General features: G+C 60.5%; 12 protein-coding genes and 1 tRNA gene. 8 read left to right on the forward strand and 5 right to left on the reverse strand.

The features are described 5' to 3' along the window. Positions 1–3 precede the first annotated feature (3 nt). Entirely contained in the window at positions 4–477 is a 474-nt protein-coding gene (locus tag BC360_RS26220) for a methyltransferase family protein (RefSeq protein WP_065781295.1), read from the forward strand. A 79-nt stretch (positions 478–556) separates the two neighbouring features. On the opposite strand, the gene BC360_RS26225 is transcribed toward BC360_RS26220, so the two are convergent. Then, complete coding sequence (locus BC360_RS26225; protein WP_053247195.1) at positions 557–943, reverse strand: MerR family transcriptional regulator; 387 nt, start codon at positions 941–943, stop codon at positions 557–559. Positions 944–1,012: 69 nt separating this feature from the next. Beyond that, the gene (gene mgtE / locus BC360_RS26230; RefSeq protein WP_065797409.1) at positions 1,013–2,434 is read right to left on the reverse strand and encodes a magnesium transporter; all 1,422 of its coding nucleotides are present in this window, start codon (positions 2,432–2,434) and stop codon (positions 1,013–1,015) included. Between the two features lie 289 nt (positions 2,435–2,723). Here mgtE and BC360_RS26240 point away from each other — a divergent pair, with 289 nt between their 5' ends. The 3 genes from BC360_RS26240 to BC360_RS26250 all read left to right on the forward strand — a co-directional run bounded on the left by BC360_RS26240 (position 2,724) and on the right by BC360_RS26250 (position 4,140). After that, positions 2,724–3,233 (forward strand): peptide deformylase, encoded by a 510-nt coding sequence (locus BC360_RS26240; RefSeq protein WP_065797410.1) that lies wholly within the window; start codon positions 2,724–2,726, stop codon positions 3,231–3,233. A 121-nt stretch (positions 3,234–3,354) separates the two neighbouring features. Next, positions 3,355–3,615 carry a hypothetical protein gene (locus BC360_RS26245; RefSeq protein WP_065781299.1) on the forward strand — a complete coding sequence of 87 codons (261 nt, stop codon included), beginning with the start codon at positions 3,355–3,357 and terminating at the stop codon, positions 3,613–3,615. A gap of 162 nt (positions 3,616–3,777) precedes the next feature. Further along, positions 3,778–4,140 carry a hypothetical protein gene (locus BC360_RS26250; RefSeq protein ID WP_065797411.1) on the forward strand — a complete coding sequence of 121 codons (363 nt, stop codon included), beginning with the start codon at positions 3,778–3,780 and terminating at the stop codon, positions 4,138–4,140. A gap of 184 nt (positions 4,141–4,324) precedes the next feature. On the opposite strand, the gene BC360_RS26255 is transcribed toward BC360_RS26250, so the two are convergent. Beyond that, positions 4,325–5,134, reverse strand: coding sequence for a sulfite exporter TauE/SafE family protein (locus BC360_RS26255; RefSeq protein WP_065797412.1), 810 nt, complete (start codon positions 5,132–5,134; stop codon positions 4,325–4,327). A 105-nt stretch (positions 5,135–5,239) separates the two neighbouring features. On the opposite strand from BC360_RS26255, the gene BC360_RS26260 reads away from it, so the two are divergent. After that, positions 5,240–5,821, forward strand: coding sequence for a cation diffusion facilitator family transporter (locus BC360_RS26260; RefSeq protein ID WP_083222737.1), 582 nt, complete (start codon positions 5,240–5,242; stop codon positions 5,819–5,821). Between the two features lie 138 nt (positions 5,822–5,959). Here the strand turns inward: BC360_RS26260 and BC360_RS26265 are convergent. Then, positions 5,960–6,044, reverse strand: a tRNA-Leu gene (locus BC360_RS26265). Between the two features lie 194 nt (positions 6,045–6,238). Here BC360_RS26265 and lipB point away from each other — a divergent pair. Beyond that, on the forward strand, positions 6,239–6,958 hold the full coding sequence (gene lipB, locus BC360_RS26270) for a lipoyl(octanoyl) transferase LipB (RefSeq protein ID WP_065797428.1): 720 nt from the start codon (positions 6,239–6,241) through the stop codon (positions 6,956–6,958). 28 nt (positions 6,959–6,986) lie between these two features. Here lipB and BC360_RS26275 read toward each other — a convergent pair whose 3' ends face one another. After that, positions 6,987–7,931: a DMT family transporter gene (locus BC360_RS26275; protein WP_065797414.1), complete on the reverse strand. Its 945-nt coding sequence runs from the start codon at positions 7,929–7,931 to the stop codon at positions 6,987–6,989. 250 nt (positions 7,932–8,181) lie between these two features. On the opposite strand from BC360_RS26275, the gene BC360_RS26280 reads away from it, so the two are divergent. Both BC360_RS26280 and BC360_RS26285 read left to right on the forward strand, forming a co-directional pair. Beyond that, complete coding sequence (locus tag BC360_RS26280) at positions 8,182–8,580, forward strand: helix-turn-helix domain-containing protein (RefSeq protein ID WP_065797415.1); 399 nt, start codon at positions 8,182–8,184, stop codon at positions 8,578–8,580. A gap of 81 nt (positions 8,581–8,661) precedes the next feature. Beyond that, positions 8,662–9,128 (forward strand): alcohol dehydrogenase catalytic domain-containing protein (locus tag BC360_RS26285; protein ID WP_153045837.1); only part of this gene is annotated, 467 nt, incomplete at its 3' end.

Raw genomic sequence — 9,128 nt, forward strand, 5'->3', positions numbered from 1 at the left:
GACATGAATGCCTATCGTGCCAAGCCGCTGAGTTTCCCGTGGCCGGCCCTGCTCTACGGGACCGCCACCCTCGCAGCCTTGCTGCTTGCGCGATACGCGCCGATCCCAGTGGCCCACGGTCATGGCTGGGTGCCCTGGCTTTCCGGCGGCATTCTTGTCGCGGCTGCAATCTGGCTCGACCTCTGGGCCGTCAAGACGCTGCTGGATCGCCATACGGCCGTGCTTCCGCACCGCTGCGCCACGTGCCTCGTCACCTACGGGCCGTTCCGCTTCACCCGCAATCCGATCTACCTCGGCTACACGTTGATGATGATCGGCTTTGGCCTGATCACGCTCAATCCTTGGTTCTTCATCATGGCGATTGCAGCGGTGATGTTGACGACGATCTTCGCCATTCGCAACGAAGAGCGGCATCTGCTTTCGCGCTTCGGCTTCGAGTTCGAGCGCTACTGCCGGCATACGAGCCGCTGGATCTGATCAGGCTGCAAATAGACACAAAAAAAGGCGGCCAGAGCCGCCCTTCCTCAATCCCTATGCGCGCCGAAAACGCGCTCAATCAGGTGCCGACGCCGATCTCGGCGAGACGAGTCAAACAGGCCTCCTCGACATTGTCGAGTTCCGTCAAGGTGTCCTCGATATCCTTGCGCTTCTGGCGCAACTCTTCGCGCTTGACCTCCACGCGGCTCATCAGCAATTGCAACTGACCCAGTTCACCGGGCGGGTCCTTGTAGACCTGGATGATTTCGCGAATCTCGGCAATCGTGAAGCCGATGCGCCGGCCACGCAGAATCTCTTGAATCAGGCGACGGTCTGCCGGTCGAAACATGCGGGTTCGGCCGCGGCGCTCCGGATGGATGAGGCCCTCGTCCTCATAGAACCGCAGCGTTCGGGTCGAAATGCCGAATTCCCGCGTCAATTCGGTAATGCTATAGTACTTATTCACGCTGCCATTCCATGATTTCTTGACCGTCACTATCGTTGACCTTGACGTAAAAGTCAAACAACGCCGACGTCACGTGACCTGGAACCACCAGGTGGCGATACCGAGAAAACTGAAGAAGCCGGTGACGTCGGTGATGGCGGTCACGAAGACCGCTGAGGAGACGGCCGGGTCGGCGCCAAAACGCTCCAGAAGCAGCGGAACCAAGATACCGGCAAGGGCTGCAGCCATCATGTTGATCAGCATGGCTGTGGCGATGATGCCGCCGATGTTCGGGTCCTGGAACCAGAGTCCGGCCAGGAGACCGATCAGAGTGCCGAAGATCATGCCGTTCAGCAGACCGACCCCCGCCTCGCGGCGGATGATTCGCGGAGCATTATGAATGTCGAGGCCGCGGGTCGCAAGCGCGCGCACCGTCACGGTCATCGTCTGCGAGCCGGCATTGCCGCCCATTCCGGCGACAATCGGCATCAGAATGGCGAGCGCGACGATCTGCTGGATGGTCGCATCGAAAAGGCCGATGACCGAGGCGGATATGCAGGCCGTCATCGAATTGACGAACAGCCACGGAACGCGCGAACGGGAAGCCTCGGCCACCGAGTCCGACAATTCCTCATCGCCGACGCCGCTCAGGCGCAGCAAGTCTTCCTCCGCCTCCTCCTGGATGACGTCGACGACATCATCGATGGTCAGGACCCCCACGAGCCGACCATTGTCGTCCACTACGGCGGCGGAGAGAAGGTCGTATTGCTCGAAGAGCTGCGCCGCTTCCTCCTGGTCCATTTCCGCGGGAATGGCATGGCTCGTGTCGCGCATGATGGCGTCGACCTTGATCGAGCGCTTGGAGCGCAGAACCTTGTCGAGATCGACCGCGCCCAGAAGCTTGAAGGTCGGATCGATGACGAAGACCTGCGTGAAGCTCTCGGGAAGGTCCGCGTCCTCGCGCATGTAGTCGATCGTCTGCCCGATCGTCCAGAACGGGGGCACGGCAACAAATTCCGTCTGCATGCGCCGGCCAGCCGTGCTCTCGGGATAGTCCAGCGAACGGCGCAAGCGAACGCGTTCGGTAAAAGGCAGCTTCGCCAGGATCTCGTCCTGGTCCTCCTGATCGAGATCCTCGAGAATGTAGACGGCATCGTCCGAATCCATCTCGCCCAGCGCCTCGGCGATCTGCTCGTTAGGCAGATGCTCGACGATGTCGAGGCGGATGGCCTCGTCGACCTCGGTCAGCGACGAAAGGTCGAAATCCTTGCCAAGCAGCGAGACGAGCGCCAGGCGCTGTTCCGGCTGGATCGCCTCGAGCAGGTCGCCCATTTCGGACGAATGCAGACCGGCGACATGCTGGCGCAGATAGATCGTATCGCGGTCGGCAATCGCCGCGCCGACATGCATCAGGAGGTCGGAGCGCACCGAACCATCGTCGGCATAGATGTCTGCCCCGTCATAGGCGGGGATTTCTTCGGAACCGCGGTCGTCGTCGCCGGTATTGCTCATGAGCGCGCCCTCGAAACGATTGCCAACTTTCCGGCCCGCCACGCGCGGACTTGGGAAAGGGTACATCACTGCCGGTTTTACCGCCCAGATCCGCCTCTCGGAACTGAGCCTTACAGCCCTGCTAGCGCAAAGCCCTGCCGAGGTCCACATCGCAGGCGCAGGCGTCGCCACTGTGGCAACAGATTTATTCAAGCTGTTGCAAATACATGGGAAACGCACATGCACGCACGCAGTCGACATCGACAGCGCGATCGGATAGCACTATGCGGCCGCAGCCGAGGAGCATGCCATGGCGATCCGTCCCATTCTTCGTTTTCCAGATCCGTTGCTGAGCCGGGAAGCGAAGACCGTCGATCATTTCGATGATGCCCTGCGGGCGCTTGCCGACGACCTTCTCGACACGATGCGCGCTGCTCCGGGTATCGGCATCACTGCGCCGCATGTCGGCATATTGCAGCGGCTGACGGTGATCGAGCTCGACCGCGAAAGCGGTGTCCGTATCTTCGTCAATCCCGAGATCGTCTCGCGCTCGAACGATATGGTGAAACACGCCGAGGGCAGCGTTTCGATGCCGGGAATTTCCGAAGACGTCGAGCGTCCCGGAGCCGTCCGCGTTCGATACCAGACGCTCGACGGCACCATTGTCGAGGAGGACGCGGATGGCCTCATGGCGATCTGCCTCCAGCATGAAATCGACCAACTCGACGGCATCTTCTGGACGCAGCGTCTGTCGCGCCTGAAGCGGGAGCGCGCCGTCAAGAGATTCGAGAAAGCCGTAAGGGAATTGGCACGAAACTGACGTGGCAAGGGCCGGTCTTCTGGGAGATCGAGCAGACAACAGGATATCAATCGACCGCGCGCTTTTCGTCCCGGGACAAAACCTCTAGTTTCAAACCAGGTTTTCAATCAAGGATCAGCCTATGAGACCGACGCATGTCGCAATTCTCACCCTTCTCGCGCTGGCGGGATGCAACAGCGCATCCCCCAACATCGAGCCGCTACCGGGTAGCCTCACCTACGGCGAGACCGGCCCTATGCGAAAGACGATAGCGGCGCCGGGCACGATGATCCAGAACCGCTTCATGCATCAGGGCACCATGGTCTTCGAAACCTACGAAGTTCAACCCGACCACACCTACAAGCTCGTGCGCCGCACAGTGGCCGATACCTGGTCGAACTGAAACCCTGGCTTTCGGATGGAAAGAAGCATGGCGCCGGATCGCCAAATTCGTTGGCATTTCGGCTGCTCTCATTCCTGGCAACTGCCGGGGTGATTTTGCCTCAAGGCGGAACATTGTCGTTGGAATCCCGTTGTTTACGATGACAACAACGGAGGTCATCCAATGAGCAAGTATCTGGATGAACGGGGCGATCCCATCCCGGCGACACACGACGCCGACCGGGAGAGCTTTACGGCTGGCGAAAGCCGCGAGGGGTCGCTAGGCGTGCGTGTTCTGGCCATCCTTGGAGCCGGCCTGTTCCTGGCGCTGCTTGTCTGGGGCGGCGCCGGGATCTGGGGCGAAAGCAACGACAACGACCGGACAACGGCAGTCGACCAGGTCCAACCGCAACTCTCGCCCGAACAAACCGGCAGCATCGACAACAAGCAGGGCCGGGTACTGGCGCCGACTGATACAGACCCCACGGCAGACACGGGCACCGGCGGTGAAGCACAGCAGGATTCGCCCTACGGAACGGTGAAATAACCGCATCTGCACGATCGGGATTATCGCTGGCTGATGACATCCCCGAGCGGCTCGCCCAAAAGGGGAACATTTGGTGCGGTCGAGATGTTTCGATTGCCTCCCTCACCTATTGCCTATCAACCACCCATGACGACCACTCAGTGAGTTTGTAGTGTAAATTGCCCGATGAATGACACTGTTGCCGCTAGGTGTGTCGCCAGACTTTTACGGCAGAGATCAGCAAAATCACAGCGAGGGTCGGCAGCAGAACGCCATTCGGCACTGCACCTAAAAGTAATCCTCCAATGAATGTCCCCATAATCGAGCCGGCCGCCATAACGAAGAGAAAACCCTTGTTCTTACCTAAGACGGCGAAGCTCTGATCTCGGCTATATCGGGTAAAGCCGACAAGCATCGTTGGCAGGCTCACTGCCAGTGAAAGGCTCCCGGCTAGCTTTATGTCCGCGCCGAATAGAAGCACAAGCGTCGGAATAAGCAGTTCACCACCGGCCACACCCAGGAGCGAGGCGACAATCCCGATAATGAAGCCCGCCGCTACGCCGGCGATGAGCTGTGCCGCTCCGGTCGAAAGTGGTTGCCCCGCCGTCGCGTCATGGCCCGCAACCAGAATGACCGCGATCGCAACGAGCAAAGCCGCGATGACCTTATAGAGGGTTTCAGATTTGAGACGCGTGGCCCACCCTGCCCCAAACCACGCGCCCAACAGACTTCCCGCGAGCAGATTGACCACAATGGACCAATTTTCCGCAATCGCTCCGAACGGTACAGTTGCTGCCCGGAACGGAAGGGCCGTCGCAACGACAACCAAGCTCATGGCCTTGTTGAGGATGACGGCTTCCAGAGCTGCAAAATTGAACAGGCCAATGAGCAGCGGCAAGCGGAACTCGGCGCCGCCAAGGCCGATCAGGCCGCCGAGTACGCCGATAATCGCGCCTCCGCCAAATGCTGCCGGCGCGCTGCGGGTAATAGTGGGTCCGTTGGCAGAGGTTTCCATGAGCGATGCATATGTCGACACGTAACGTTATGGATAGCAATCTATTGCTAGCAAGTGTGCCAAATTGTCGATGGTGTATCTCGGCAGCTATGAAGGAACCCCTTGGTGGATAACAGTCTACGCCGCGTCGTGCTCATCGTCGCCTTATTGAACCTAGGCTACTTCGGGGTTGAGTTCCTCGTTGCGCTTGCCATCGGCTCTGTGTCTCTCTTGGCCGATAGTGTCGATTTCCTCGAAGACGCGTCCGTGAACATCCTGATTTTCTTTGCGCTGGCCTGGACAGCGCGGAGCCGCGCACGGGTCGGTATGGCGATGGCATTCATTCTTCTTGTCCCCGCGCTGGCCTTCTTATGGACGGCTTGGGCGAAGTTCATGGATCCAATCCCGCCTGAGCCCTTTGCGCTATCCCTGACCGGCTTTGGCGCGCTCCTGGTCAACCTGTTCTGTGCATACCTTCTCGCCGCGTACCGCCATAAAAGCGGCAGCCTCACGCGGGCGGCGTTCCTGTCTGCCCGCAATGATGCCGTTGCCAATGTCGCCATCATCGGCGCGGGTCTGGCGACGGCTTACCTGTGGCAGTCAGCTTGGCCGGATTTGATTGTTGGGCTGGGGATCGCACTGATGAACCTGGATGCAGCGCGGGAAGTCTGGGAAGCTGCGCGCGAGGAACACGACGCCGTGGCGTAATTCGTCCGGATTGAAGCTGGAAACTCGCGCTCGGCGCCAGGGAACGAATAATGTGCCCCGCGCATGGTCCCGATGTGGGACACCCATTTCGCCAAGTATAGGATATAAAAGCAAAAAACCCGGCCTAAGCCGGGTTCTTGGTGCGGTCGAGAAGACTCGAACTTCCACGGGTTGCCCCACAGCGACCTCAACGCTGCGCGTCTACCAATTCCGCCACGACCGCATCGTGGTAGGCGCCGAATTGCTCCGGCGGGGCTGCATGTAGCAAAAGCCTCTGGGGTGCACAAGGGCATGACGACAGAAATTTGACGGGAAAAGAAACTATTTCAACAGCCTCCTCGCGAAGCCCTGCAAACGCTGGACTCTTGTCGCGCGCCGTCCCATGTACAGGGGATCAAAACAGGAATGCAGACGGAAATGCAGCGCGAAAATCTGAGCCAGGACATGCTCGCCCCACCGGAATCACCCCCGGTTCGCTGGCGGATCGCCCCTCACCTCGTCGATTATCCACAGGCAGTTGAAACGATGGAGCGGGAAGCCGCCGCCATTGCCGCCGGCACCGCCGACGAACTCGTGTGGCTGGTGGAACATCCGCCGCTCTATACCGCCGGCACCAGCGCCAATGCGGCTGACCTCGTGATGCCCGACCGGTTCCCGGTGTTTGCGACCGGGCGCGGCGGCGAATACACCTACCATGGCCCCGGCCAGCGGGTGGTTTATGTCATGCTGGATCTCAAGCGCCGTCGACAGGATGTGCGGGCGTTCGTCGCCGCACTGGAAAGCGTTGTTATCTCGACGCTCTGTTCGATGAACGTCAAAGGCGAACGCCGGGAAGATCGCGTCGGCGTCTGGGTTCGCAGGCCGGAAAAACCGTCGCTTCCGGATGGCTCGATGGCCGAAGACAAGATCGCGGCGATCGGCATTCGTCTGCGCCGTTGGGTGAGCTTTCACGGCTTCTCGCTCAACGTCGATCCGGACCTCGACCATTTCGGCGGGATCGTGCCCTGCGGCATCCGCGGCTACGGCGTGACCAGCCTCGTCGATCTCGGCTTGCCGGTGATGGTGGCCGATGTGGACATGCGGCTGCGCGAAGCCTTCGAGACGGTGTTCGGCCCGACCCGCAACGACGAAGCCTGAATGGGGAGGCACCAGGAGCCGGTATGTATCAGGGCGCTTCGATGGATCGATCGCCGGCCTGTCGCTCGCGCCAGATCATGAAGAGCCCCGACACGACGATGATCGCGATGCCGAGCCATTTCGAGACCGATGGAAAGTCGCCGAAGATCAAGTAGCCAAGGGCCGTCGCGGTGACGATTTCGAAATAGGCAAACGGCGCCAACAGGGAAACGGGTGCGGCCTGGAAGGCCTTGACCACCAGCAGGTGGCCATAGCCCGAAAGCGAGCCGAGGATGACGACGAGCACCCAGCCGAGTGCCGTTTTCGGCAAGGACGGCTCGAAATCCGCGACATCCATGCCGTTACCAATCGCAATCACGCCGACCATGAACAGCGTTCCGCCGATACCGGCGATCGTCTGCATCGTCAGCGGGCTGTCCGCCGTTCCGACCGCCCGGTTCAACAGGAGATAGCAGGCAAAGACCGAGGCACAGGCAACGGGCAGCAACGACTTTGCCCCAAAGGCAGCGAAGCTCGGTTGGATGACGATCATCGCCCCGGCAAAACCAACTGCAATGGCCAACCAGCGTCGCCAGTCGACCTTCTCGCGCAGGATCAGTGCGGATAGGCATGTCAGTATGAACGGCTCGACGAAATAGATCGCAAACACGTCGGCGAGCGGCATGTATTTCACCGAAATGAAAAAGAACAGCGCGGCCGCTGCCAAAAGCACGCCGCGCAGCAAATTGAGCCAGAGACGTTTCGGACGCAGCGCCCGCACGCCCCCGATCTTGAGGAGCAAGGGCAATGTCGCGACAAGCTGGAAGAAGAAGCGGTAGAAGGTCACCTGCGCCGGCGCCATGCCCTCGAAGACGGCCATATATTTGGCGATCACGTCCATGCCCGGCAAGATCACCATGGCAAAGAGCATGATGGCGACGCCCTGCATCACCGTGTTCTGGGGAATGGCTGCTGTCGATACCGGCGCGGTCATGGGCTCGTTCCGATTTGGATGCGCCACCTTAGAACGTTCGCAGCGCTTTTCAACGCATGCGGGTACGACACGGAAGAGCGTATTTCATCGTCCTAGCCGCTTTTGACCGCGTTTTTGCCGCTCCGGGGTGGTCCCCGACGGGCCGAATGCCTATAAGCTCACGTCATCTTCCGCCCCGGAGGAGAAGCTTTCTCACTTCTCTGATCAGAAACCGGGACCTTTGAACGTAACCGTGGCAAAGGAGATATCCATGCGCTTGTCCACCGAAACGATGATTGCCCGCCTGCGCGATACCGGCGACGGAGATACGCTGGGCGGACGCATCTGGCGCGCGCGCGACGCAGCCAATCTTTCTACCAAGGATCTCGCCGATCAGCTCGGCGTACGGACGGAAACGGTCGCCGCCTGGGAGCGCGATCGAGCAGAGCCGCGCACAAACCGCCTGTTCATGCTTGCCGGCGTGCTCGGCGTCACGCCCGCCTGGCTGATCGCCGGAATGGGCCGCGCGCCTGACGACGAGACGAAGACCGCCTCCGGCGAAAGCCTTCGCGAGCAACTCGCGCTCGTCAAGAAATTGCACGAACAGACCGGCAAGGCGATTGCGGCTCTTGAGATGGAACTCAATCGCGTCCAACAGACTATTCGCTAGTTCATTGCCGATTCCAACGGGTGACATTGGCCGATGCGCCGATGCCGCCCGAAATCATTCTTAGTCGAAGGGAGAAAATAGATGGATGTACGCGCCGCCGTCGCCGTTCAGGCCGGCAAGCCGCTGGAAGTGATGACCGTTCAGCTCGAAGGCCCGCGGGCCGGCGAGGTGCTGATCGAGGTCAAGGCGACCGGCATCTGCCACACCGACGATTTCACGCTGTCGGGCGCCGACCCCGAAGGTCTGTTCCCGGCGATCCTCGGCCATGAGGGCGCCGGCGTCGTCGTCGATGTCGGCCCGGGCGTCACCTCGGTCAAGAAGGGCGACCATGTCATCCCGCTCTATACGCCGGAATGCCGCGCCTGCCCGTCGTGCCTGTCGCGCAAGACCAACCTGTGCACGGCGATCCGTTCGACCCAGGGCCAGGGCCTGATGCCGGACGGCACCTCGCGCTTTTCGATCGGCAAGGACAAGATCCATCACTACATGGGCTGCTCCACCTTCGCCAACTACACCGTGCTGCCGGAGATCGCCGTCGCCAAGGTCAA

Origin of the sequence: Ensifer sp. LC163 (genome assembly GCF_001695855.1) — a bacterium.
In the GTDB taxonomy this organism is placed as follows: Bacteria; Pseudomonadota; Alphaproteobacteria; order Rhizobiales; family Rhizobiaceae; genus Ensifer.

Coding starts and splice junctions, on each gene's coding strand:
- lipB (WP_065797428.1), top strand. CDS start 6,239: ATGCAGCGCGAAAATCTGAGCCAGGACATGCTCGCCCCACCGGAATCA.
- mgtE (WP_065797409.1), bottom strand. CDS start 2,434: ATGAGCAATACCGGCGACGACGACCGCGGTTCCGAAGAAATCCCCGCC.
- BC360_RS26245 (WP_065781299.1), top strand. CDS start 3,355: ATGAGACCGACGCATGTCGCAATTCTCACCCTTCTCGCGCTGGCGGGA.
- BC360_RS26240 (WP_065797410.1), top strand. CDS start 2,724: ATGGCGATCCGTCCCATTCTTCGTTTTCCAGATCCGTTGCTGAGCCGG.
- BC360_RS26220 (WP_065781295.1), top strand. CDS start 4: ATGAATGCCTATCGTGCCAAGCCGCTGAGTTTCCCGTGGCCGGCCCTG.
- BC360_RS26250 (WP_065797411.1), top strand. CDS start 3,778: ATGAGCAAGTATCTGGATGAACGGGGCGATCCCATCCCGGCGACACAC.
- BC360_RS26275 (WP_065797414.1), bottom strand. CDS start 7,931: ATGACCGCGCCGGTATCGACAGCAGCCATTCCCCAGAACACGGTGATG.
- BC360_RS26255 (WP_065797412.1), bottom strand. CDS start 5,134: ATGGAAACCTCTGCCAACGGACCCACTATTACCCGCAGCGCGCCGGCA.
- BC360_RS26280 (WP_065797415.1), top strand. CDS start 8,182: ATGCGCTTGTCCACCGAAACGATGATTGCCCGCCTGCGCGATACCGGC.